General features: G+C 69.3%; 20 protein-coding genes and 1 riboswitch. Of the genes, 6 read left to right on the top strand and 14 right to left on the bottom strand.

Annotated features, from left to right (window positions below; translation table 11 throughout):
- Nucleotides 1-11 precede the first annotated feature (11 nt).
- Entirely contained in the window at nt 12-1,091 is a 1,080-nt protein-coding gene (locus tag D7D52_RS13935) for a terpene synthase family protein (protein ID WP_162958304.1), read from the bottom strand.
- A 443-nt stretch (nt 1,092-1,534) separates the two neighbouring features.
- On the opposite strand from D7D52_RS13935, the gene D7D52_RS13930 reads away from it, so the two are divergent.
- The gene (locus D7D52_RS13930; RefSeq protein WP_162958303.1) at nt 1,535-2,302 is read left to right on the top strand and encodes an AraC family transcriptional regulator ligand-binding domain-containing protein; all 768 of its coding nucleotides are present in this window, start codon (nt 1,535-1,537) and stop codon (nt 2,300-2,302) included.
- Here D7D52_RS13930 and D7D52_RS13925 read toward each other — a convergent pair.
- On the bottom strand, nt 2,209-3,231 hold the full coding sequence (locus D7D52_RS13925) for an AraC family transcriptional regulator ligand-binding domain-containing protein (protein WP_120736697.1): 1,023 nt from the start codon (nt 3,229-3,231) through the stop codon (nt 2,209-2,211). The genes D7D52_RS13930 and D7D52_RS13925 overlap by 94 nt on opposite strands.
- A gap of 234 nt (nt 3,232-3,465) precedes the next feature.
- Between D7D52_RS13925 and D7D52_RS13920 the strand changes: the two genes are divergently transcribed.
- Nucleotides 3,466-3,729, top strand: a complete 264-nt coding sequence (locus tag D7D52_RS13920) for a GlsB/YeaQ/YmgE family stress response membrane protein (protein WP_120736696.1) — start codon at nt 3,466-3,468, stop codon at nt 3,727-3,729.
- Here the strand turns inward: D7D52_RS13920 and D7D52_RS13915 are convergent.
- Both D7D52_RS13915 and D7D52_RS13910 read right to left on the bottom strand, forming a co-directional pair.
- Nucleotides 3,713-4,699, bottom strand: a complete 987-nt coding sequence (locus tag D7D52_RS13915) for an ATP-grasp domain-containing protein (protein WP_120744094.1) — start codon at nt 4,697-4,699, stop codon at nt 3,713-3,715. The two genes, D7D52_RS13920 and D7D52_RS13915, sit on opposite strands and share 17 nt — an antisense overlap.
- 158 nt (nt 4,700-4,857) lie before the next feature.
- Complete coding sequence (locus D7D52_RS13910; RefSeq protein ID WP_120736695.1) at nt 4,858-5,430, bottom strand: YbhB/YbcL family Raf kinase inhibitor-like protein; 573 nt, start codon at nt 5,428-5,430, stop codon at nt 4,858-4,860.
- A 90-nt stretch (nt 5,431-5,520) separates the two neighbouring features.
- Between D7D52_RS13910 and D7D52_RS13905 the strand changes: the two genes are divergently transcribed.
- Entirely contained in the window at nt 5,521-6,222 is a 702-nt protein-coding gene (locus D7D52_RS13905) for a TetR/AcrR family transcriptional regulator (RefSeq protein ID WP_120736694.1), read from the top strand.
- Between the two features lie 27 nt (nt 6,223-6,249).
- Here the strand turns inward: D7D52_RS13905 and D7D52_RS13900 are convergent, their stop codons facing one another.
- The 9 genes from D7D52_RS13900 to D7D52_RS13860 form a co-directional block, all read right to left on the bottom strand.
- Nucleotides 6,250-7,845: a GMC family oxidoreductase gene (locus D7D52_RS13900; RefSeq protein WP_120736693.1), complete on the bottom strand. Its 1,596-nt coding sequence runs from the start codon at nt 7,843-7,845 to the stop codon at nt 6,250-6,252.
- Between the two features lie 116 nt (nt 7,846-7,961).
- Nucleotides 7,962-9,131, bottom strand: coding sequence for a bifunctional 2-methylcitrate synthase/citrate synthase (locus D7D52_RS13895; protein ID WP_425464632.1), 1,170 nt, complete (start codon nt 9,129-9,131; stop codon nt 7,962-7,964).
- On the bottom strand, nt 9,115-10,044 hold the full coding sequence (gene prpB / locus D7D52_RS13890) for a methylisocitrate lyase (protein WP_120736691.1): 930 nt from the start codon (nt 10,042-10,044) through the stop codon (nt 9,115-9,117). Before prpB ends, D7D52_RS13895 begins: the two co-directional genes overlap by 17 nt.
- A complete protein-coding gene (gene prpD / locus D7D52_RS13885) occupies nt 10,041-11,546 on the bottom strand; it encodes a 2-methylcitrate dehydratase PrpD (protein WP_120736690.1) in 1,506 nt (501 codons plus the stop codon). The genes prpB and prpD overlap by 4 nt, the downstream gene beginning before the upstream one ends.
- Before the next feature lie 156 nt (nt 11,547-11,702).
- Nucleotides 11,703-13,967, bottom strand: a complete 2,265-nt coding sequence (metE, locus tag D7D52_RS13880; RefSeq protein WP_120736689.1) for a 5-methyltetrahydropteroyltriglutamate--homocysteine S-methyltransferase — start codon at nt 13,965-13,967, stop codon at nt 11,703-11,705.
- A 142-nt stretch (nt 13,968-14,109) separates the two neighbouring features.
- A riboswitch (cobalamin riboswitch) is annotated at nt 14,110-14,337 on the bottom strand.
- Between the two features lie 128 nt (nt 14,338-14,465).
- A complete protein-coding gene (locus tag D7D52_RS13875) occupies nt 14,466-15,611 on the bottom strand; it encodes an aminotransferase class I/II-fold pyridoxal phosphate-dependent enzyme (protein WP_120736688.1) in 1,146 nt (381 codons plus the stop codon).
- A 100-nt stretch (nt 15,612-15,711) separates the two neighbouring features.
- Nucleotides 15,712-16,137, bottom strand: a complete 426-nt coding sequence (locus D7D52_RS13870) for a hypothetical protein (RefSeq protein ID WP_120736687.1) — start codon at nt 16,135-16,137, stop codon at nt 15,712-15,714.
- A 101-nt stretch (nt 16,138-16,238) separates the two neighbouring features.
- Complete coding sequence (locus D7D52_RS13865; protein ID WP_120736686.1) at nt 16,239-17,465, bottom strand: acyl-CoA dehydrogenase family protein; 1,227 nt, start codon at nt 17,463-17,465, stop codon at nt 16,239-16,241.
- Nucleotides 17,466-17,517: 52 nt separating this feature from the next.
- Complete coding sequence (locus D7D52_RS13860) at nt 17,518-18,327, bottom strand: class I SAM-dependent methyltransferase (protein ID WP_120736685.1); 810 nt, start codon at nt 18,325-18,327, stop codon at nt 17,518-17,520.
- 76 nt (nt 18,328-18,403) lie between these two features.
- On the opposite strand from D7D52_RS13860, the gene D7D52_RS13855 reads away from it, so the two are divergent.
- The 3 genes from D7D52_RS13855 to D7D52_RS13845 are packed head-to-tail and all read left to right on the top strand — an operon-like array spanning nt 18,404 to nt 21,393.
- On the top strand, nt 18,404-19,273 hold the full coding sequence (locus D7D52_RS13855; RefSeq protein WP_222932820.1) for a helix-turn-helix domain-containing protein: 870 nt from the start codon (nt 18,404-18,406) through the stop codon (nt 19,271-19,273).
- A 36-nt stretch (nt 19,274-19,309) separates the two neighbouring features.
- Complete coding sequence (locus D7D52_RS13850; protein WP_120736684.1) at nt 19,310-20,188, top strand: ABC transporter ATP-binding protein; 879 nt, start codon at nt 19,310-19,312, stop codon at nt 20,186-20,188.
- Nucleotides 20,185-21,393: an ABC transporter permease gene (locus D7D52_RS13845; RefSeq protein WP_120736683.1), complete on the top strand. Its 1,209-nt coding sequence runs from the start codon at nt 20,185-20,187 to the stop codon at nt 21,391-21,393. Before D7D52_RS13850 ends, D7D52_RS13845 begins: the two co-directional genes overlap by 4 nt.
- Nucleotides 21,394-21,417: 24 nt before the next feature.
- On the opposite strand, the gene D7D52_RS39140 is transcribed toward D7D52_RS13845, so the two are convergent.
- Nucleotides 21,418-24,015, bottom strand: coding sequence for a DNA translocase FtsK (locus D7D52_RS39140; protein ID WP_246023995.1), 2,598 nt, complete (start codon nt 24,013-24,015; stop codon nt 21,418-21,420).
- Nucleotides 24,016-24,355: the final 340 nt, after the last annotated feature.

Raw genomic sequence — 24,355 nt, 5'->3', positions numbered from 1 at the left:
AACTCCTCGGGTCAGTCGGAGGTCAGCAGGGTCGGCGAGGTGGCCAGGCGCAGCCGGTCGGCCTGCCGGTAGCGTTCCGAATGCCGCGACCAGTCGAGGTTTCCGCGCATCCAGTACTTCATGCCGTCGACGTACAGCCGCACCGCCCGTTGGTCGCGATCGGTCAGCCCCCGCCAGTCCGCGCACAATTCCGTCAGTTCCGCTTCCGCGCAGTGGAATTCGCCGATGAGGTCGGCCACCCGGCCGTAGGCGGCGGTGACGGCCTCCGGTAGCCCGCAGGACCGTTCCGCGGCGAGCGCGAGCACCCCGTTGCTCACCTCGCCGATGGCCAGTTCCTTGCGCAGCGACACCACGTCGTTGACCCACACCACCACGTCCGCCGCGCAGTTGAACATGCGCTGAAACGGGTCGCTGCGCCGGATGACGCCCGGAACCTCCAGTCCCGCCGCGTATTCCAGCAGATGCAGGCACGGCGTGATCCCGCCGGACTGCCGCCGCAGCTGGGCATAGGACGCCACCCCGGGCGTGGTCGCGGCCCGCCGGTTGGCGGCCTCGTAGGCGAACGACTCCATGAACGCCGCCATGCTGTCGACGAAACGCAGCCGCCAAGGCAGGCTCTGCGGTTGCGCCAGTCCCGTCCACACCCGGGCCAGTTGCCGGAAGAGTGCGCCGGAGCGCCGGCCGCCGGCTCGGCCGTCCACGGGCAGGGCCGCGAGCACTCGCGCCACCATGTCCCGGTGGTCTCCGAGCGCGGCGCCGGCGGGTCCGTCGTACCAGTCGTCGATGACGAAGGCCCAGGTGAACCAGCCCACGAGGGTGTCGAGGCGATCTTCGCGCACGAAAGGGTAAGTGCGCGCGACGAGTTCACCCAAATGTGTACCGGCCAGTCGCTCCCGCTGTCGGGCCGTCTCCAGTAAGCGGTAGGAGTCCGCCCACTCCAGGATCGATCGTTCCAGCCGGGCCGCGTGCGGCGATATCCGCACGGGCAGAGCGAGGATGGGATGACCCGGCGGGGGCAGCGTTGCCAGTTCCGGGACGGTGACCGGGAAGTCGGGTGAGGACATGGTTGCCTCGATTCGAGTGGGAGCCATGCGGCGTCGATGCCGCCGAAAACGCTTGCCGCGCAGCCGGACCCGCCATCGGCACGGCCGTGCCGGGAAACGGTGGGTAGTGGTGTGCGACACCGGGATTCGATCCCTACCCGGCGACCGTCCGAGGGTCCGGCGGGGGTTGATCGATCATGTTGCGGTGGAATAACTATAAGGTTGCCAGCGGTATCGCGCCAGCGTCCTTCCGGTCAGGAGCAGACGGAATTGGGACAGCGCCGTCGGCCCCGATGGCCGCGATCCGCCGAGCGGCCGGCCGCCGGACGATGGCGCAATGCGCGGTGGCTTGGCGCAAATGGTGCTGTCCGCGCGGCTCGGCGTTGACGAAGCTGTATGCGGAGTCCGGGTGCACCGTCCGCCCGCCGGTGCACCCGGGCCTACCGGGGGGAACGCAATCCAACCGACCAGAGGTAACAGTGGGGCTCCTGGTGATCGATCGCGGTACGGCCGAGCGTCAGTCGCGCAAGCGCCCGATCTTCAGCACGGCGCTGCTCGTGGATTTCGCCCTGGGGCGCGGCATCCCGATCTCGGCCATGCTGCGCGACACCGATATTCGGCCCGGGCAGCTGCGGAATCCCGACGGCGAGGTCAGCTACGCCCAGCAGGTGACGGTGATGCGCAACCTCGTGCGCGGCCTGCACGACGAGCCCGGCTTCGGCCTGATGGCGGGGCTGACCTGTCACCCGCCCGGGCTCGACGCGCTCGAACTCGCCGTCCTGAGCCAGCCGACCGCGCTGCGCGCCTTCGAGGTCGGCGTCGGCTTCGCCGAGCAGTCCTGTTCCCTGGCACGGCACACCCTCGAACCGCACGGCGACGAGATCGCGCTACTGCGAGACGATTCTATGGTGCCCGCCGACATCCGGCGCTTCGCGCTCGAGCACGATATCGGGGTGCTGATCAGCGTGCAGCGGGAAGCGCTGCCGATGCGGCAGGCCATCGTCCGCGCCGAGGTCGCGGTGCCGCCCGATCCGGTCTACGACGGCATCGCCCTGGTGCTGGGCCTCCAGGACGTGGTCTTCGACGCACCCCGCACCGTGCTGACCCTGGACCGCGCGCTGCTGGATGCGCCGATGCCGCAGGCGAATCCGAGATACGCGCGGCTCTACGAGGTCACCGATGCCACCTCGGCGACCCGGCGCTCGGCGATGGACTCCCATCTGCGGGCGGCCCGGCGAATCGATTGGGGGCCCGCGTAACCGAGAATCTCGGCCTGCCGGGCGCGGCCCAGCTGCGCGCCGGTGGTGTCGGCGCGGCGCAACCGTTCCAGCCGCGCGCGGTCGAGTTCCTGCCGCCAGGTGGTGCCCGCCTCGGTCAGGCGGCGTTGCAATGTCCTGCGGCTCACCATCAATCGGCGCGCGACCGTGTCGAGCGTGGCGTCCCCGGCGTCGAGCGCCTGCGCCAGCGCCTCGGCGACCTGGCCGACCCAGGCGCTGGCCAGCGGGGGCGGTGGCGGCACCGTGGCCGCGACCTTCTCCAGAATCGCGTGCAGCACCGGGTCGGCGGTGGTCAGCGGGACGTCCATATCGGTGGCGCGGAAGGTGATCGAATCCTCGGACGCCCCGAATTCGATGGCCCGGGTGCCGAGCAGGTCGTACATGTCGGTGTGGTTGCGCGGCGCGCGCTGGCGCAATCGCACCCGCCGCGCGTCGAAGGGGCCCGCGGCCACCCGGCGCGGCCGGCCCAGCAGCGAGGCCACCGCCCACTGATGGGTCAGGTCCCGGGTCCGGTCGTCGCCCTCGATGATCTCGAAGCCGAACGTGATGTCCCCGTTGTCCTCTTCGGTGAGCGACACCCGGTGGTTGGTGCTGATATCGCTGATATAGGGCCCGACCGTGGCGAGCCCCTCGCCGATGGTCGGCGAGGTGGAGAACAGGTAGTCGCACAGTCCGCCCGCGCCGAGCGCGAACCGGCAGCCCAGCCGCACCGGCAGGATGGGATCGTCGAGCGCCCCCGCGCCCACGTCCCACAGTCGCCCGTAGGCCGAGCTGGGGACCTGGACGTCCCCGTCGTCCAGGGCCCACCCGGGTAGCCCCGCCTCCCCGAGCAACCACTCGGTCTCCAACCCGTTCGCCGCCAACTCCGACACGACGAATCGGTGCAGTGACAAGCGATAAGTGGTCTCCAAGGCTCCTCCGGCCCGCACGCAGGTTCACCATCGACATCGGAAACCTAGTCACAGACCGCGCGATCCGAGGGCAACATCCGCCAATTGGTCCGAAAAGCCCCGTCAAACACCATAGACATGCGGCACGAACCCGACGCAACGGACGATCCGGCCCCGGGGCGGGCGTGTCACTGTCCGATTCCCGCCGGTGGACAAGCGACCATAGGGTGAACCGCTCTCGGAGAGGAGAACGTGATGCTCGCACTGGGTTTCTTCGGCTGGCTCATCATCGGTGGGCTGGCCGGGTGGATCGGCAGCAAGATCATGGGCACCGACGCGCAACAGGGCATCGTGCTCAATATCGTGGTCGGCATTATCGGCGGTCTGCTCGGCGGATTCTTGCTGAAGCTCTTCGGCGTGGACGTCCACGGCGGCGGGCTCATCTTCAGCTTCCTCACCTGCCTGCTCGGCGCGGTGATCCTGCTGTTCATCGTCGGCAAGGTCACCGGCCGCCGTTAGCGATCTCGATGACCGCCTCCGCGAGGGCCAGCCGGACGCCCAGTCGCGGAGGCGCGGTCAGGCCCGAATCACCGTGCAGCAGTAGCCGGATGGCGGCCCAGGGCAGATTCAGGCCGGCGTGGGCGGTGTGGAACAGTCCGGCCGAGGGCCGCGGATTGACTTCCAGCAGAACGGGTTCGCCCGCCCGGTAGCGCAGCTGCACATTGGTCAGGTACGCCAGTTCGAAGTGGCGCACGAGTCGCCGGGCGAGGTCGACGAGGGCGGGATCGTCGAGCAGGTCGCGGAAGCGGCCGTGTTTGGCGCGCGGAATGCCCACCAGCAGTTCGCCTCCCGCGGTGGACAGGCAGTCGATGCTGATCTCCGGCTCGTCGAGGTGGGGCATGACGAGCAGTTCGGTCGCGGGCTCGCCGTTCTCCGCCGCACGGGTCAAGGCGCCGGCCACCGCGTCGACCGAGGCGATCGGCAGCGGCGGCGCGAGCAGATCCGCCATGCTGAGCGGGCGGTCGTCGAGGATGCGGAAGCCGAAGGCCGAATACTCGCCGCTGGGCTTGACGCACACGCGTTCTCCGGTGCGCGACAGCTCGGCCACCGCCGCGCGCAAGCCGTCCGCGTCCGACACCAGCCGCCAGGGCGGTACCGGAAGCCCGGCCGCACCGGCGGATTCGTAGGTGGCGGCCTTGTCGGTCGCCGTGCGCACGGTGGCCTGTGACGAGCACATGACGCGGGTGCCGGCGGCCGCGAAATCGAGGATCCGGTCAGCGAAAGCGGTGAGCCGGCGCGGCGGGATCACCACGTCGATGCGGTGGCGGCGGCAGAAGTCCAGCGCGAACGCGGCGTACTCCTCGTCCCCCACCCGGCGCGGCTCGACGGCCCCGACATCGCACGCCGACAACGCGGTCGCCGCCGGATCGACATTGCTGGCATACAGTTCGACCGCCACCCCGTCGGGGTTGTGCCGAAGCATTCGCATCACTTGCACGGTCGCCGCGCCGGCACTGCTCAACCACACTCGAAGCGCGATGGCGACGCTCCTTCCAAGTTTCTCGGTGGAGCGGTCGAATGTCGTTGATCTACCGAGCTTTCACCCTACAACCGCAGGTCGGGAGGCGCGACCGATGCGAGGTGGCGTCAGCGTTCGTAAAAGCCGTCGAGCCGCCCGCGCGCGAGGACCGGCCCCGTCACGGCGGGCATGACCGCACGGGGTTTGGCCTTGGCCGCATCGCGACCGGCGATCGAGGCGGGCAGCGGTTCCGCGAGTGCGAACAGTTGAAAGACGTAGCGGTGCGGGCCATGTCCCTTGATCGGCTCGGGTCCGAGATAGCCGGTACGCATCGTCGAGCGGAGCAGGCGCACACCGGCGCCGGGGCTCGCGGCCGCGAGCGCTCCGGCGGGCACGGCGGTGACGGCCGGGTCGATGATCGCGACGGCGTGCACGAACGGCGAATTCGTCGGCGCGTCCGGGTCTTCGACGATCAGCAGCAGCTGGGCGGTGCCCGCGGGCGCGGCGTTCCAGTCCAGGGCGGGTGAGATGTTCTGGCCGCCGGCGCGACGCCCCGCATGCGCCGGCGGAATGGTCGCGCCGTCCTCGAAGGCGTCGCTGCGCAGGCCCAGCGTTTCGGGTCCCCGCAGGTTCTCGCGATGCCAGGCGACCAATTCCGCACCGGCGCGCTTGTTCTGGAGTAGCCGGCCCAAGATCCCCACGGTGCAACCCTTCTCGTCCTTGCGATCGCCGTTCGCAGTCGCTGTACAGTACTGCAAACATCGTTCGCAGAAAAGCAGGAAAGAGCAGTCGTGCCCGAACCATCCGAGGTCAGCATCTGGTTGCGGCCCGAGCGCTCGGGCCGCGGACCCACCCCCGGCCTCGACCGTGATCGCCTGGCCGCGGCCGGGGTGGCGCTGGCCGACGCCGAGGGACTGCCCGCGGTCACCATGCGCGCGGTGGCGCGGGCGCTCGGGACCGCGCCCGCCTCGCTCTACCGCTATCTGGCCACCCGCGACGATCTGATCGAGCTGATGGTGGATCGGGTCAATGCGGAGATCTCGTACGCGGGTCTGGCCCATCAGGACTGGACAGCGGATCTGCTGGTGTTGGCGCGGGAGGCGCGGGGCGTCTGCCTGCGGCACCCGTGGCTGTCGGATACGTTCGCGCACACCGCGATGGGCGGGCCGCACACCTTGACGTTCCTGGACCACTGCCTGGCCGCCCTCGCCGGGTTGCCGGTGGGCGCCAAGGAGAAACTCGAGGCCATCTCCGTCATGTTCACGCTGGTGGCCTCGCTCACCCGCGCCGAATCCACACAGCGACTCGACACCGCGGACCCGCCGCCCTGGCGGCGCGCGCAGCAGCGATATCTGGCGCACGCGGCCGCCTCCGACGGCTACCCCCACCTCACCGCGGCCCTGCGCGCGGCGAGCGCCTCGCCCCCGTCGGCCGGCGCGGACGAAGTGTTCGACCGCATCATCACTCGTGCGCTGCGGGGACTGCTGGCCTGACCACCCGGTGCCGGAAGAACTCTCGGCTCAGGACCCCAGGATGAGCGCGGCGGCGTGCTCGCCGATCATCATGCTGGCGGCATTGGTATTGCCGCCGACGATGCTGGGCATGATCGAGGCGTCGGCGACGCGCAGACCTTCGATGCCGCGCACGCGCAGCAGCGGATCCACGACGGCGCGGGCGTCGGCGCCCATGCGGCAGGTGCCCACGGGGTGGTAGACGGTGGTCGCCCGGTTGGGGATCTCGGCGGCCAGGGCGGCGCGGTCGGCGTAGTGGGCGCCGGGCGCGATCTCGGTGTCCACGTCGTCGCGAATCGACTTGGCGGACATGATCTCTCGGGTCAGTTCCATTCCGTGCGCCAGGGTGTCGAGATCCTGTGGCTCGGCCAGGTAATTGGGGTCGATGGCGGGCGCGGCGGCCGGGTCGACGGAGGTCAGGCGCAGGGTGCCGCGGCTGCGCGGATAGATCATGGTGACCATGATGGTCAGCGAGCGGCGCGGGTCGGGGGTGTGGCGGATCGGGGCGTCCTGATTGGGACCGGGGTATCCCCAGGGCAGCACATGCAGTTGCAGGTCGGGAGCCCCGGCCGCGTACGGGGTGCGTAGAAACGCGACCACCTCGAACACGCTGCGGGCGAGCCAGGTGCTGTTGGTGCGCAACGACTCTCGCAGGAAGGCGCGGGCGAAATAGCCGGGCGCGGATCGGCGCAGCGCGGTCGGCATGGCGAAGGTCATCGGCACGAACAGGTGGTCGTGCAGGTTGTCGCCGACGGGGAGGTCGGCGACGACGTCGATGCCGAAGGCGCGCAGATGGTCGGCCGGGCCGATGCCGGAGAGCATGAGCAGCTGCGGGGAGCCGAACGTGCCGGCGCTGACGATCACTTCGCGTTCGGCCCGCAGGGTCTCGACGCCACGGGCCGTGCGATATTCCACGCCGACGGCGCGGCCGTGCTCGACGATGATGCGCAGCACCTGCGTATTCGGCAGCACCGTAAGGTTTTTCGGGCGATCGTCGAGGTAGCCGACCGAGGTGCTGTAGCGCAGGCCGTTGCTGTTGCTCTGCTGGAACAGCGAGACGCCTTCTTGTTCGGCGCCGTTGTAGTCGGGATTGACCGCCGCGCCGGTGGTTTCGGTCAGCGCCCGCATGAAGGACTCGGACGCGGGCGTCAGCTCGCGCGCCCGGATCACCTTGATGGGGCCCGCACCGCCGCGGAACTCGTTGGCGCCGTCCTCGAACGACTCGAATCTCTTGAAGCTGGGCAGCACGTCGTCGTAGGACCAGCCGGTATTGCCCGCGGCGGCCCAGTCGTCGAAGTTGCGGCGGTTGCCGCGCACGAACACCATGCCGTTGATCGAACTGGAGCCGCCGACCACCTTGCCGTGCGTTTGCGGAATCCGGCGTCCCAGCGCGTGCTTCTGCTCGACGGTGTAGTGGCCCCAGTCGATCGTCTTCTTCAATTGCGGCACGCTGTGCAGCGGGCCGATCATGCCCGGCTTGCGCACCAGCCGGGTGTTGTCGCGCCGGCCCGCCTCGAACAGCGTCACCTGTGCGCCGGTGTCGGCGAGCCGGCGCGCGAGAATCGCGCCGGCGCTTCCGGAACCGATGATGAGGTAGTCCGTCATCGCGCCGACCAGCCCTTCTGCCCATAGCGTTCACCCCGCGAAACTGGAACGCGTGGCAAAAGCTACTCGCTTTCGGGTGATCGCGAAGCGAATACCGCCGCGAAGGACGGATCTCTTCACAGCGCGCGCTGGGGAACGCCGACGTATTCGCTCAGCGGCCGGATGAGCGCGTTGGATTCGGCTTGTTCGATGATGTGCGCGGTCCAGCCGGTGATGCGCGCCATCACGAAGATCGGCGTGAACACCTCGATGTCGAAGCCGAGCAGGTAGTACGCGGGGCCGGTGGGGAAATCGAGGTTGGGTTCGATGCCGGTGGCCTCGTACATGGTGCGCGCGAGGACGTCGTACATGCGCAGCCAGACGCCGCCTCCGGTGGCTGCGGCGATGTCTCCCAGGGCCTTTCGCATGGTGGGGACGCGGGAGTCGCCGTTCTTGTAGACCCGATGGCCGAAGCCCATCACCTTTTCCTTGCGGGCCAGCTTGTTTCGCAGCCAGGCGGCGGCCAGCGCCGGATCGCCGATCTCGAGCATGTCGCGCATGACCGCCTCGTTGGCGCCGCCGTGCAGCGGGCCCTTGAGCGCGCCGATGGCGGCGGTGACCGCGCTGTAGATATCCGACCGGGTCGAGGTGACGACGCGGGCGGCGAAGGTGGAGGCGTTGAAACTGTGCTCCGCGTACAGGATCAGCGAGACCTCGAAGGCCCGCACCAGTTCCGGCGCGGGCGGGGCGCCGAAGCACATGGTCAGGAAGTTCTCGGCGTAGCCCAGCTGCGCATGCGGTGCGACGGGGTCCAGGCCGTGCCGGCGCCGATGGTCGGCCGCCACGATGGTCGGCAGCACCGCCATCATGCGAAGCGCCTTGGCGCGGTTGGCTTTCGGGGAGTCGTCGTCCTCGGCGGGGTCCTCGGCGCCCAGGTAGCTGATCGCGGTGCGCACCACGTCCATCGGGTGGCAGTTGTCGGGCAGTTTGGCCACCAGCGACAGCAGCGAGCGGTCCACGCGGCGGGCGGCCCGCTCCTGTTGCAGGAACTGCGACAGCTGAGCGTCGGTGGGCAGTTCGCCGTGCCAGAGCAGGTAGGCGACCTGCTCGAAGCGGCAGTGCGCGGCCAGATCCTGCACCGCGTAACCGCGGTAGGTCAGCGAGTTGGTCTCCGGAACCACCTTGGAGATGGCGGTGGTGTCGACGACGACACCCGCCAGGCCCTTGGCGACAACCGGTGCCGCGGTCTCGGGCCCACCCGCCGCCCCACCACCACCCCTGATCGAATCGCTACGCGATGCGGCCATCATCGATCCTTTCCAGCGTGAAGTTGTAGATGTCGGAATCGAATTCGTTGTAGCGCTCGTACCGCAGCAGTTCGTAGAGGCGGCTGCGGTGCTGCATGCGGTCCAGCAGTCCCGACTGGGTGCCGGTGGCCGCGATCTCGCGCAATCCGGTCTCGGCGGCGTACATCGCCAGCCGCAGGGTGGTCACCGGGTAGATGACGGCGTTGTAGCCGAGGGATTCCAGGGTGGCGGCGGGCAGCAGCTCGGACTTGCCGAACTCGGTCATATTGGCCAGCAGGGGAATCGACACCGCCGCCCGGAACTTCTCGAAATCGGCCGGGGTGCGCAGCGCCTCGGTGAAGATCAGGTCCGCGCCGGCGTCGGCGTACGCCTTGGCGCGGTCGATCGCGGCGTCGAGGCCCTCGATACCGGCGGCGTCGGTGCGGGCGCAGATCACGAAGGCGGGGTCGCGGCGCGCGGCCACCGCCGCGCCCAGCCGCCGCAGCATGTCCGCGACCGGCACCACGGCCTTGCCGTCGAGATGCCCGCAGCGTTTGGGATTCACCTGATCTTCCAGATGCAGTCCCGCGATCCCCGCGTCCTCGAGGACGGTGACGGTGCGCGCGGCGCTCATGGGCTCGCCGAATCCGGTGTCGGCGTCGAGGAGTACAGGCAGATCGGTCACCCGCGCGATCTGCTGCCCCCGGCCGGCCACCTCGGTCAGGGTGGTCAGGCCGATGTCGGGCAGGCCCAGATCGGCCGACAGCACCGCGCCGGAGACGTAGACGCCTTCGAAGCCGATGTCCTGAATCAGCTTGGCCACCAAGGGATTGAAGGCCCCCGGGAAGCGCTGGATGGTGCCCGAGGCCAGTCCGGCCCGGAAGGCGGCGCGCTTGTCGGCGGCCGAGGTGGCGGCGGCGAGCAGGCCCGTCATCGGAACAGTCCCTGCGGCGAGCGGGGCGCGCGATCGAGCACGTCCGGTGCGACGGTGACACTCAGCTCCGACAGCTCGTCGGCGGACAGTTCGCCGGTGCGCTGGGCCACCTCGAGGAAGCGGTCCTGTTCGGCGGGCGCGACGACGCCCTCGGCGAGGGTGCGGAATTTGGCGAGGTAGTGCTCGCGGGTGAACGGGCGCGCGCCCAGCGGATGGGCGTCGGCGACGGCGAGCTCGTCGACGATCACTTCGCCACTGCGCAAGGTGATTTCGGCGCGCGCGCCGAACGCCTTCTCGGCCGGGTCGGTCGAGTGATAGCGGCGGGTCCACTCCGGATCCTCGGCGGTGGAGATCTTGCGCCACAGTGCGACGGTGTCGGGGCGGCGCGCCCGCTCGGGGGCGTAGGACCGCTCGTGATGCCAGCCGCCGTCCTGCAGCGCGACCGCGAAGATGTACATGACCGAGTGGTCGAGGGTTTCGCGGGAGGCGTGCGGGTCGAACTTCTGCGGATCGCCGGAGCCGGTGCCGATCACGTGGTGGGTGTGGTGGCTGGTGTGCAGCACGATCGAGGCGATCTGGTCGAGGTCGCCGATTCGCTCGCGCATGCGCCGCGCCAGATCGATCGGGGCCTGGCTCTGGTATTCGGCGGAATGCTCCTTGGTGTAGGTGTCGAGGATGGCGCGCTTGGGTTCGCCCGGACTCGGCAGCGGGACAACGTATTCCGCGTCCGGGCCGCCGAGCAGCCGGGCGATCACGCCGTCCTCGCCCTCCCAGATGGGGGCCGGTGCGCCCTCGCCGCGCAGGGCGCGATCCACGGCCTCCACGGCCATTTTTCCGGCGAAGGCCGGGGCGTAGGCCTTCCAGCTGGAGATCTCGCCCTTGCGGGACTGCCGGGTGGCGGTGGTGGTGTGCAGGGCCTGACCGATGGCCTGGTAGATGGTCTCGGTGTCCAGGCCCAGCAGGGCGCCGATGCCGGCCGCCGCGGACGGGCCCAGGTGGGCGACGTGATCGATCTTGTGCTCGTGCAGGCAGATCCCGCGTACGAGATCGACCTGGATCTCGTAACCCGTTGCCAGACCGCGGATCAGGTCGCGGCCGCCGCGCCCGGCGTGCTGGGCGACCGCCAGGATCGGCGGGATATTGTCGCCCGGATGCGAGTACTCCGCGGCCAGGAAGGTGTCGTGGAAATCGAGTTCGCGCACCGCGACACCGTTGGCCCAGGCCGCCCACTCCGGCGAGAAACGGCCCGGCGCACCGAAAACGGTCGCGCCCGGCCGATACGGGTGCGCCAGCGCCTGGGCGCGGGCATTGGCGACCGGGCGGCGAGTCAGGGCGGCGACGGCGACCGCGGCATTGTCGATGATCCGGTTGACGATCATCTGCTCGGTGCGCGGCTCGACCGCGACGGCGTCCGCGGCGACCTCGGCGATGCGCCACGCCAGATGTTCCTCCCGGGGGAAGCGCTCGGCGGAGCGATGGGTTCGGACGAGATGATTCTTCATTGTTCGCACGCTACACAGGCACTGATTGGCCGAAAATGACCTGAACATGCCTAGTTTTGCGGAACAGATCGTGCGAATCTGCGAAGGTTGTGCGACCGGCTGCGAACGGTCCGGGGTGCCTAGTCGAAGGCACCCCGGACCGTCAGGAGGGGATTGTCAGCGCAGGGCCGCGGCCGCGGCGACCATGTTGCGCAGGGCCGCGGTCACCTCCTCGGTGCGCCGGGTTTTCAAGCCGCAGTCCGGGTTGACCCAGAGCCGTTCGGCGGGAACGGCTTTCAGAGCCTGGGCCAGCGAATTCTCGATCTCGTCCGCGTCGGGGACGCGGGGCGAGTGGATGTCGTAGACGCCCGGTCCCACGCCCAGCTCGAAGCCCGCGGCATTGAGGTCGTCGAGCACCTCCATATGCGAGCGCGCGGCCTCGAGCGAGGTGACGTCGGCGTCCAGACCCGCGATGGCTCCGATCACCTCACCGAACTCCGAATAGCACAGGTGGGTGTGGATCTGGGTGGTGTCGGCGACGCCGGAGGTCGCCAGCCGGAACGCCTCGACCGCCCAGTCGAGGTAGGCGGCCTGGTCGGCCTTGCGCAGCGGCAGCAGCTCGCGCAATGCGGGCTCGTCGACCTGGACGATGGCGACGCCGGCGGCCTCCAGATCGATCGTCTCGTCGCGGATGGCGAGGGCGATTTGGCGCGCGGTGTCGGCCGGCGGCTGGTCGTCGCGGACGAACGACCAGGCCAGGATGGTGACCGGGCCGGTGAGCATGCCCTTGACCGGCTTGGCGGTCAGCGACTGCGCGCAGGCGATCCAGTCGACGGTCATCACCGCCGGCCGCACCACATCGCCGTACACGATGGGCGGCCGCACGCAGCGGGTGCCGTAGGACTGCACCCAGCCGTTGCTCGTGGTCGCGAAACCGTCGAGCTGCTCGGCGAAGTACTGCACCATGTCGTTGCGCTCCGGCTCGCCGTGCACGAGCACGTCCAGGCCGATGTCCTCCTGCAGCGCAATGACTTCCGCGATCTCGGCGCGCATGCGGGCGTCGTACTCGGCCTGATCGATCTCGCCGTGGCGCAGCTGGGCGCGGGCGATGCGGATGCGGCCGGTCTGCGGGTAGGAGCCGATGGTGGTGGTCGGCAACATCGGCAGGTGCAGCCGTTCCTGTTGCCGCACACGGCGTTCGGCGGCCGGGGTGCGGCGCACGTCGGCGGCGTCCAGGGCGGCCAGGCGCTCGCGCACCGCCCGCACGTGCAAGCGAGGATCGGCGGCGCGGTCGCGCACGGCGGTGCGGGCGATGTCGAGTTCGGCGGCCACGGACTGCTCGCCGGCGGTGAGAGCGCCTGCCAGCACCACGATTTCGGCGATCTTCTCGGCGCCGAAGGCCAGCCAGCCGCGCAGGCGTTCGTCGAGGTCGGTTTCCGGGCCCAGGCTGTACGGGACGTGCAGCAGCGAGCAGGAACTCGATACCGCCACGGGCACGCCCGCGTCGCGCAGCGCGGTCAGTCGCGGCAGCGCCCGGTCCGGGTCGGTGCGCCATACATTGTGGCCGTCGACCACGCCCGCCACGATCAGCTTGCTCGTGATCGACCGCGCCGCAGCCGCATCCACGTCCCCGCCGGTCACGAAGTCGACGGCGATGCCCTCGATCGCGGTGGCGGCCAGCGCGGGCAGGGTGCCGCCCAGGCTGCCGAAGTAGGTCGCGACCAGAATCGACGGCCGGACAGCGACTTCCGACAGCCGCTGGTAGGTGGTGCGCACCGCGCTCAGCTCGGCGACGGTCAGATCGGTGACCAGCGACGGTTCGTCGATCTGCACCCAGCGCGCGCCCGCGGCGGCGAGCAGGCCCAGCAGTTGTTCGTAGAGCGGCAGCAGATCCGGCAGGCGCTCGAGCAGGTCGCTGCCGTCCAGCGATTTGGCCAGCTTCAGGAAGGTGATCGGGCCGATGATCACCGGGCGGGCCGGAATGCCCAGCGCCAGTGCCTCTTTCAGCTCGGCGAGCGGTTTCTCCGGATGCAGCGAGAAGGTGGTCGCCGCCGCCAGTTCGGGCACCAGATAGTGGTAGTTGGTGTCGAACCACTTGGTCATCTCGAGCGGCGCGACCCGCGCGGTGCCGCGCGCGGCGGCGAAATAGCGGTCCAGCTCGCCGGTGATCGCGGCGACCCGTTCGGGCAGCGCGCCCAGCAGGACCGCGGTGTCGAGCATCTGGTCGTAGTACGAGAAGGTGCCCACCGGAACCGAATCCAGCCCGGCGGCGCGGGCGGCGGTCAGTTGCGCGGTCCGCGACTGCCGGGCGACCTCGTGCAGGCCGTCGGCGTCGAGACGGCCCGCCCAGTACGCCTCGATCGCGCGCTTGAGCTCCCGGTTCGGGCCGATCCGCGGCAGCCCGAGCACCGTGGCGGTGAAGGTGTCGTCAGGGTTCAACATCGTATGAACTCCTTGGTCAGCAGCTGATGACCGCCGCCCATCACGGGCGCACACCGAACGGAGCCCATGGTGGCAGCGACGACCGTGCCCGGTTCCACTCGGCGCGTACACCCAATCCACGAGGCGACGACCGCCGGATACGGCGTATCCGGCACAACGGGCAGGTCTTCGGACTCGTGGGCCTCGACCCGAACGGGTCGGCCCCGGCACTCGAGGCCCGGGGCGGTCCTACTGACCGTCGCTTCCCAGGCACGCGGGGCGCCCAGTGCGAATGACGGCTGTCGTTCCCACTCACCGCTGCGGGACAGTCCCGGATTCCCACCGGGTTCCCTCTCACCCCGCGACGCGCACACGCATCGCCGGGCTTCGACGCCATCGGAACGGGTCAGGGGCTCCTCGACTCCGCCTCCGGCGAACCAGCTGCGGACGCGAATATAGCCATATTCCCCGGCAAAGCAAAGTCTCACCGCCGGGCGCGATCCCCCGATCTCGCTCGGGTCAGAGGGATTCGGCGAGGCGGGCGATGGCCTCGTGCAGGGTGTCGTCGCGTTTGCAGTAGGCGAAACGAACGAGGGTGTTCCAGTGGGGGCGCGCGGCGAGGGCGGCGACCGGGATGGCGGCCACGCCGGCGCGGGCGGGGAGGGTGCGGCAGAAGGCGGTGCCGTCGGAGCCGACGTCGGCGCAGACGAAATAGCCTCCGGCGCTGCGCTTCACGGGAAGGCCGAGCGCGGTGAGGGCGGTGGCGAGCAGGTCGTGTTTACGACGCAGGGCGGCGCGATTGGTTGCGGCCCAGTGCTGTTCGTGGAGCAGGGCGTGGGCGACGGCGGGCTGGAAGGGGGCCGGGGAGACGAAGGAGAGGTACTGCTTGGCGGCGTGGATGGCGTGGATCAGGGCGGTGGGGCCCAGCGCCCAGCCGATGCGCCAGCCGGTCACGTGGAAGGTCTTGGCGGGGCTGGAGACGACGACGGTGCGCTCGCGCATCCCGGGCAGGGTCGCGATCGACAGGTGCGGGGTGTCGAAGACGAGATGTTCGTAGACCTCGTCGGAGACGATCAGGAAGTCGTGTGCGCGAGCGAGTTCCGCGATCAGGCGCAGATCGGCCGGGCGCAGCAGGGACCCGGTCGGGTTGTGCGGCGAGTTGACGACGAGCAGGCGGGTGCGCGGGGTGATGGCGCGGTGCAGTTCGTCCAGATCGAGGGTGAAGCCGTCGCCGTCGGGGACCATGGCCACCGTGCGCGGGATCGCACCCGCCATGGCGACGGCGGCGGCGTAGGAGTCGTAATACGGTTCGATCAGCACGACGTCCGCGCCCGGCTCCACCAGGGCCAGCATGGCCGCGGTCAGCGCCTCGGTGGCGCCGGCGGTCACCAGCACCTCGTCGGCGGCGTCGTAGCGGCAACCGAGGCGAGCCGCGCGCTCGGCGACGATGGCCTCGCGCAGGGCGGCCTGCCCCTTCGAGGACGAATAGTGGTTCATGCCACCGGAAATCGCGGCGCGGGCCAGTTCGAGCATGGCGGCGGGGCCCTCGTAGTCGGGGAAGCCCTGCCCCAGATCGACCGCGTCGTGGGCGGTCGCGAGCCGGGAGATCTCCTCGAAGACCGACGCGCTGTAGGGCCGGAGCCGTTCGACCAGCAGGGGGTTCATCGCAGGCGGCACCTCCGCACCCTATCGGCGATCACGGGTCTGCCGCCGAATCCCGCCGGGCGCAGCGGCTTTCGCGACGCGCCGCCCGGCGGGCGGCGGATCAGTGCGCCGAGAGGCTGCTGAGCAGGCCCGAGAGCGGGTTGAGGTTCGAGGAACCGGTGCCGCCGCCGGCGGGGGTGCAGTCCACGACGGTGACGGTGGTGGACTTGTTGCTGACGATCTCCTGCACGGCCTTCAGCGTGTGATCGCCGGTGCTGGTCGGCGTCCAGGTGAAGGTGGCCGCACTGCTGGAGACCTTGGCGCTGCCGACCGAGGTGCCGTTGTCGCTCAGGCTGACGTCGAACAGGAACGACGTGGGGGTCACGTTGACGACGACGGTGTAGCTCTGGTTGACGCAGTACTGGCTCGCGCTCGCGACGCTGATGCCGGTGACCAGTGCGCTGGCATTGGGTGCGGTCAGCAGGGCGACCGCGGCCGCGGCGCCGATCGCGGTGGCGCCGATGCCGGCCCGCTGGGTGGTCTTCATGATGTGTGCTCCTCTCATCGTCCACCTCGTGGACGATGGGAAACGATAATGCTTCACTCTCTCGCGCGGAGCGAATTCCCAGGAATCCTCGCCCCGCCCCCTCACGCGCCGAGCAGGCCCTTCGCGATATGGGTCACCTGGATCTCATTGCTGCCCGCGTAGATCATCAGGGACTTGGCGTCGCGGGCGAGCTGCTCGACCTTGTACTCGGCCATGTAGCCGTTGCCGCCGAAGAGCTGCACCGCCTCCATGGCGACCTCGGTGGCGGCGCGCGAGGAGTACAGCTTCATGGCCGACGCCTCGGCCAGCGACACCCGCTCCCCCGCCGCGGTGCGCTCGATGGCGTTGAACACCATGTTCTGCACATTGATTCGCGCGATCTCCATCTCGGCCAGCTTGAGCTGGATGAGCTGGAACTGCGCGATCTCGCGGCCCCAGAGTTTGCGCGATTTCGCGTAATCCACACAGAGCCGGTGACATTCGTTGATGATGCCCAGCGCCAGGGAGGCGATGCCGATGCGCTCGGCGGCGAAAGATTCCTTGGCGCTGTCCTTTCCATCACCCTTGGCCGGATTCTCGGTCTCGCCGAGCAGCCGGTCGGGGGTGAGGCGGACATTGTCGAAGAACAGTTCACCGGTGGGCGAGGAGTTCATGCCCATTTTCTTGAACGGCTTGCCCTGGGTGAATCCCGGCATGCCCCGGTCCAGGACGAAGGCCAGCACCTTGCGGTCGCGGCGATCCGTGCCGTCCTCCTCGTCGAGTTTGGCGTAGACGACGGTGACGTCGGCGTACGGGCCGTTGGTGATGAAGGTCTTGCGGCCGTTGAGGATGTAGTCCGCGCCGTCGCGGCGGACATACGATTTCATGCCGCCGAAAGCGTCGGAGCCCGAATCGGGTTCGGTGATCGCCCACGCGCCGACCTTCTCGAACGTGACCAGCTCCGGCAGCCACCGCTTCTTCTGCGCCAGCGTGCCGCGACTGCGAATGGTGCCGGCCGTCAACCCGAGGCTCACCCCCATCGACGCCACCAGCCCGAGGCTCACCCCCGCCAGCTCGCTGTTGAGGATCACCCCCATGCTGCCGGCCCCGCTGAACCCACTCCCCTTGCCCGCCTTGCCTTCCGCCCCGCCTTCCTCCTTGGCGAACGCCTTCGCCAGCCCCTCGCGCGCCAGCTCGTCCAGCCCGAAGGTGGCGTACAGCTTGCGAATGATGTCGAACGGCGGCAGCGCCCCGAACTCCAGCTCCTCGACGTACGGCTTGATCTCCTTGTCGATGAATCCCCGCAGCACATCACGGAACATCAGATCTTCATCGGACCACTGGTACATCTGGGCAACTCCCGGGGCTCATGGAACGGTCACCCCGAATATAGAACACGTTCTAGAAACGCAGCAGGGTCAGGGAGGGGCGCAAGGCCCGGCCGATCGGGGTGTTGGACGCGAAGCGCAGGAAGGGAGAGGCCCAGCGGCCTCGGCCCGGAGGCGGGACCAGGTCCTCGGCGCTGCGGACGCCGGGGATCAGGGCGGGAAGGCGGCGGGCCTGGCGCAGGGATTGGCTGGTGGGCATGGGCGGGGCGGTGTAGGTGGGGCTCAGGCGGATTCGGCCGCGCACGGTGAGAGCACTGAAGAGATAGGGGATGGAGTCGTAGACCAGGACGCCGCCCGGGAAGTGGCGGGCGAGATCGGCGATCAGGCGCGGGATCTCGGCGGGCGGCAGGTACATGAACAGCCCCTCGGCGGTGATGACCGCCGGGCCGGAGGGGACTTCGGCCAGCCAGGAGCGATCCAGCACCGAACAGGCCAGGCGGGTGATGGCCGGGGCGGGCGGAAGCAGACGCTGTTGCGCCGCAACCATTTCCGGGAGATCGACGGAGAACCAGGCGGCCGCAGGTTGCCCCAGACGCCAATAGGTGGTCTGCAGGCCCTCCCCCAAGGCCACCACGGGTCCGGCGGGGTGGTCCGCGAGGAAGCCGGAGACGACCTCGTCGATCACCATCGCCCGCAATGCGTGCACCTGACTCGGCGGCCCGAAACGCTCGAAATCCTCACCCCCCAAAGCACGATAGAGCCGGATCGCCTCCCTATCGGCGAAAGGGGAATCTCCCCGCAAGGCCTCTTCGGCGCGATTGCGCAACGTCCACAGCGCGGTTTCCGGAACGCCACTCAACGCGGCCTGGGTCTTCTCGGTCATACAGGCACTCTGACAGCCGCCACCGGCGACGTATTGAACAAATGTTCCCGCCACTCGCCCTGCGTAGCATGACCGCATGAGGTCCAGCGGGTCCGGCTACGACGATGCGATGCTGTGGGACATCGCGAGTCCGACCCGGCCGAGCCGGCTCCCCAGCGTGACCATGGCCGGATTCGGCGACCGTGGCCGCACCCCGCCCGAACTGCGGCTGATCCCGCATCCGGCGGTGACGATCCTGCTGGTGTTCGGTGGGACCGTCGGGGTACGAGACCCGGCGGGGCGCAGGCACGTGGGCAGTGTGGTGATCGGGCCCGGATTCGGGGACGTGCTGCGGGCGGTGGAGGTAGCGGCTTACGACTGCGTGCAGGTGCGGCTGTCACCGATCGTCGCGCACTCGGTGCTGGGTCCGGCCGCCACCGAGATCGGAGCGGCGGTCGTGGCGCTCGATGATCTGATAGGCGCTGCGGGACAACGGCTTTGCGAACAACTCGACGAGCTGGACGACTGGAACGAGCGGTTCGCCTGGACCGAGGAGTGGCTGGCCCGGCGCTGCTCAACCGGATCCGGCGTGCACCCGGAGCTGACCTGGGCGTGGCAACGGATGACCGTCGGGCGCGGCCTGATCCGGATCGAGGAACTGGCCGCCGAACTCGGCTGGAGCCGCAAACGGTTGTGGTCGCGATTCCACTCCCAACTCGGCCTGCCGCCCAAGCGGGCCGCCACGCTGATTCGCTTCGACCACGCCGTTCATCGGCTGGTCGTCGGACAGTCTCCGGCCGCCGTCGCCGCCGACTACGGGTACAGCGATCAGGCGCATCTGCATCGGGAGATCAGGGCATTCACCGGATTGACTCCCGCCGCCGTCGTGGACGAACCTTTCCTCGCGGTCGACGACCGTGCCTGGGGCTGGCCGGGGCGGCCGAGCCCGGCCGGTCCGGCAAGATGAGGGTGGTCGGTCGACAAGGCATGGGGAGGTTGTTCGATGCTGGAAGTGGTACGGCTGTTACGCCGGTTCGGTGAGAAGACGGCGGTGAACGAGGTGTCGTTCACGGTGCCGGACGGGACATTGACCGGGTTCGTGGGCGGCAATGGCGCGGGCAAGACCACCACCATGCGAATGATCATGGGGGTGTTGGGGATTCACGGGGGCGAGGTGCGGTGGGGTGACCATGCCGTCACCGCGGCGGATCGGCGGCGGTTCGGGTACATGCCCGAGGAGCGCGGGCTGTATCCGAAGCAGCCGATCGTGGATCAGCTGGTTTATCTGGCGCGGTTGCGCGGAATGAGTGCTGCCGCAGCGACTTCGCGCGCCGATGCGCTGCTGGAGCGTTTCGAGTTGAGCGGGCGGCGCAAGGACAAGCTGGAGTCGTTGTCGCTGGGTAATCAGCAGCGGGTGCAGATCGCGGCGGCCGTGATCGCCGAGCCGGTGGCGCTGGTGCTGGACGAACCGTTCTCCGGGTTGGACCCGGTGGCGGTGGATTCCATGGCCGCGCTGCTGAAGGAGTATGCGGCGCAAGGGGTTCCGATCCTGTTCTCCTCGCATCAGCTGGATCTGGTGGAACGGCTGTGCGATCGGCTGATCATTCTGGCCGACGGGCGGGTGGTGGCGCAGGGGTCGGCGGCGGAGCTGACCGAGACCGGGGCGCACCGGCATCGGCTGGTGCTGGGCGGAGACGCGCAGTGGCTGCGGGAGTTCCCCGGGGTCACCGTGCTCGAGATCGACGGGGGGACGGCGATCGTGGAGTTGATCGCGACGACCACCGACGCACTGCTGGCCGAGGCGCTGAGCCGGGGATCGGTGCGCGAACTGGCCGAGGTGCGGTCCTCGGTGTCGGACATCTACCGGGAGGCGGTCGCATGAGCAGCACCCACGACAACCCGGCCGCGAGCGATGCGGCGCCGCGTGGCGTGTGGCGGCTGGTGGCGCAACGCGAGATCTCGGTGAAGCTGCGCGACCGCAACTTCCTCATCTCCACCGCGGTGACCATTCTCGCCATCGTCGCCTCGCTGGGAATCAGCGGATTCCTCAGCGGCCGCACCGAAACCATCGATCTCGCGGTCACCGGACCTAACGCGGGTCAGGTGGTCGAGCTGGCCGGCACGCTGGCCCACACCGCCAATGCCAAGGTCGATTTCGTCGCCCACGAGGTGCCCGACGGCGCGGCCGTCGAGGACAAGGTGCGTTCGGGCAGTGTGAAGGCGGGCCTGGCGCCGGATCAGAAGGGCTGGCGACTGATCGAGAAGACCGCCAAGAACGACAAGGCCGACACCTACCTGTCGGCGGCCGCGCAGCAGCTGGCGATTCAGCAGAACGCCGCGGCCGCGGGCGTTTCCACCCAGCAGCTGGCGCGCGGCGGCACCCTCACCGAGGCCCTGCTCGAACCGAACGCGATCGATCCGGGTCTGGCCAAGGCGGCGGGATTCGTGTTCGCGTTCCTGTTCTATCTGTCCTCGGTGCTGTTCGGGCTGTCGATCGCGCAGAGTGTGGTGGAGGAGAAGCAGAACCGCATCGTCGAAATCCTCGCCAGCGCGATTCCCCTGCGCCAGTTGCTGATCGGCAAGGTGCTCGGCAATGCCGCCATGGCGCTTGGGCAGCTGGTGTTGTTCGTCGGCGCCGGGCTGATCGGGCTGGCCGCCATCGGCAAGGGCGATCAGGTGGCGCAGATCGGCGGGGCGGCAGGCTGGTTCGTGGTGTTCTTCGTGGTCGGGTTCCTGGCGCTGGCGAGTTTGTGGGCGGTGGCCGGAGCGCTGGCCACCCGCACCGAGGATCTGCAGTCCACCTCGACACCGTTGACCATGCTGATCATGATCGTGCTGTTCGCGGGAATCTTCCTGTCCGGCACGGCGCTTCGCGTCGGGTCCTATATTCCGCTGGCGTCGGTGGTGGCTATGCCGGGACGGCTCGCCGCGGGCACCGCCTCCTGGTGGGAGCCGGTGATCGCGCTGGTGATCATGGCGGCCGTCGCCTACGGCATCGTGGTCGTCGCCGAGAAGATCTACCGGCGTTCGCTCATGCAGACGCAGGGGCGGCTCACCATCCGCCAAGCCCTCGCCCTCGAGGACTGAGCACAGCGCGGACCGGGCGGGTTCTCAGAACTCGTCGGCGTCGGAATCCGAGGCGGGCGGTGCGTCGCCGCCGCCTCCTCGGATGGTCCACAGGACCCCGTCCAGTTCATCGGGTTTGATGAGGACGTCGCGGGCCTTGGAGCCTTCGGAGGGGCCGACCACTCCCCTGGTTTCCATCAGATCCATGAGCCGGCCCGCCTTGGCGAAGCCGACGCGCAGCTTGCGCTGCAGCATGGAGGTGGAACCGAATTGGGAGGTGACGACCAGTTCGATGGCCTGCACCAGCAGGTCCAGGTCGTCGCCGATGTCGGGGTCGACGTCCTTCTTCTCGCCGGCCTTGGCGGCGGTCACGCCCTCCTGGTAGTCGGGTTCGGCCTGGGTCTTGGCGAAGTCGACGACGCCGGCGATCTCCTCGTCGGAGATGAACGCGCCCTGTAGACGGGTCGGTTTGCTCGCGCCCATGGGCAGGAACAGGCCGTCGCCCATGCCGATCAGCTTCTCCGCGCCCGGCTGATCCAGGATGACGCGGGAGTCGGTCAGCGACGAGGTCGCGAACGCCAGCCGCGACGGGACATTGGTCTTGATCAGGCCCGTCACCACGTCCACCGACGGACGCTGGGTGGCCAGCACCAGGTGAATGCCTGCCGCACGGGCCTTCTGGGTGATGCGCACGATCGCGTCCTCGACGTCGCGCGGCGCGGTCATCATGAGGTCGGCCAGCTCGTCGACGATGGCGAGGATGTACGGGTAAGGGCGATAGACCCTTTCGCTGCCCAGCGGTGCGGTGATCTGGCCCGATTTCACCTTCCGGTTGAAGTCGTCGATGTGGCGGACCTTGTTGGCCTGCATGTCCTGATAGCGCTGTTCCATCTCCTCCACCAGCCAGGCCAGCGCGGCGGCCGCCTTCTTGGGCTGGGTGATGATGGGCGTGATCAGATGCGGAATGCCCTCGTAGGGCGTCAATTCCACCATCTTCGGGTCGATGAGGATCATGCGAACCTCTTCGGGCGTGGCCCGGCACAGCAGCGACACCAGCATCGAGTTGACGAAACTCGACTTACCGGAACCGGTGGAACCTGCCACCAGCAGGTGCGGCATCTTGGCCAGATTCGCGGCCACGAACTCGCCCTCGATGTTCTTGCCCAGGCCGATCACCAGCGGATGATGATCGTTGCGGGTGCTGGGGGCCTTCAAAACGTCGGCCAGGCGCACCAATTCGCGATCGGCATTGGGCACCTCGATGCCGACCGCGGACTTGCCCGGGATCGGGGCCAGCAGGCGCACGTTCTCCGTGGCCACCGCGTAGGCGATATTGCGGGCCAGGGCGGTGATCTTCTCCACCTTCACGCCCGGACCCAGCTCCACCTCGTAGCGGGTGACCGTCGGGCCGCGCACGAAACCGGTGACCGCCGCGTCGATCTTGAACTGCACCAGGACCTCGGTGATGGCCTCGATCATGGATTCGTTGGCGGCGCTGCGCTGTTTGGGCGGATCGCCGTCGGTGAGCAGGTTCAGCGACGGCAGCGTGTAGTCGCCGTCCACCTCGCGGTCGGTGACGAACTCCAGCTGCTGCGGTTCCGGCGGCGGCGGGGTCTGGTCGACGACCTTCGGGACGGGCTTGCGCGGCTTGGCCTTCGGCTTCTCCTCGACGGGCGCGATGTCCTTGGCGTCCTGCAGCGGCGGTTCGCCGATGATCTCGGTGACCGCGTCCGAACCGGCGAACTCGTCGGGCGGGTAGTTCTCCGACGGGGTCTTGCCGCGGCGTTTGCGCACCTCGGGGCGGTGCAGGGGGAAGCCGTCGGCGTCGTAGTTGTCCGGGTCGTAGAGGCCGCGTTCCTCGTCGTAGGACTCGTATTCGTCGCCGCCCGCGCCGGTGCCGAAGATCTCGCGCATGCGGGCGGGCACATCGCGGACCTGGGTACCGGTCAGCAGCAGCAGGCCGAAACCGATGGCCAGCATGAGCAAAGGCACCGCGAGGAAGGCGCTCAAACCCTTCTGCAGCGGGCCGCCCACCACATAGCCGACGAAACCGGCGGCGTGCTCGCGGCCGTGCTCGTCCGACGGGGACCCCGCCGCCATATGCCACAGGCCCAGCAGCGGCAGACCCACCAGCAGGCCGCCGAGCACCAGGCGCGGGCGAATCTCCGGTTGCGGCTCGGTGCGCATGAGGATCACCGCGATCCCCACGGCCACGAACGGCAGTGCGGCGGAGGCGGATCCGGCCACCCAGCGCACCGCCGTATCCACCCAGTGCCCGACCGGGCCGCCCGCCGACAGCCACACCGCCGCCACGATCACGAACGCGGAAGCCACCAGGCCCAGCGCGATGCCGTCCCGTCGATGCCCGTGCTCGATATCGCCGGCCCGGCTCACCGCCCGGGTGGTGGCGCCCAGCCCGCGCGCGGTCACCGTCCAGGCACTGGTCACGCCGCGCCGGACCACCGCCAGCGGAGCGGTGTTCGAAGCGGGCCGCCGCCGTGGTGCGGGCCGCCGCGCCGGAGCCTTGCGCGCCGTCCGCTTGGCGGCGGTGCGCGGGGCGCGCGTTCGGGGCTGAGCAGGAGTCTGCCCCCGCGCAGCCCCCGCTCGCGTACGTGACGTTCCGCTACGGGCCTTCCCTGCCATGCGTCCCAGGCTAGCCGCTCCAGCCCCACCGGGACCATCCGCAACACCCGGCCCACCCACATCAGCGCTGTGGCGCTCACTACCCGAAACCGGCGGTTCACCGGCCGGAAAGTTCCGCTGCGGCAGGCGCGAACGCGCCCTTCGGGGGCGGCGCACGCCGGATTCGTCGTCGGCCACCACCGCGCGGGCGGCGGCCGCCAGCGAATCCCGATTGCGGCCCGCCGCCGAATAGGCCCGGGCCAGCAGCGAATACGCGACGCGCACACATTCGGGACTGCCGCCGCGCCGATACATGGTGAGGGCGGTCGCGAAATGCGCGGTGGCGCCGGCCGGATCGCCG

Origin of the sequence: Nocardia yunnanensis (assembly GCF_003626895.1) — a bacterium.
GTDB lineage: Bacteria > Actinomycetota > Actinomycetes > Mycobacteriales > Mycobacteriaceae > Nocardia > Nocardia yunnanensis.
Note: the sequence above shows the minus strand (reverse complement) of the source record. Positions and strands in the feature narration are given on the sequence as shown.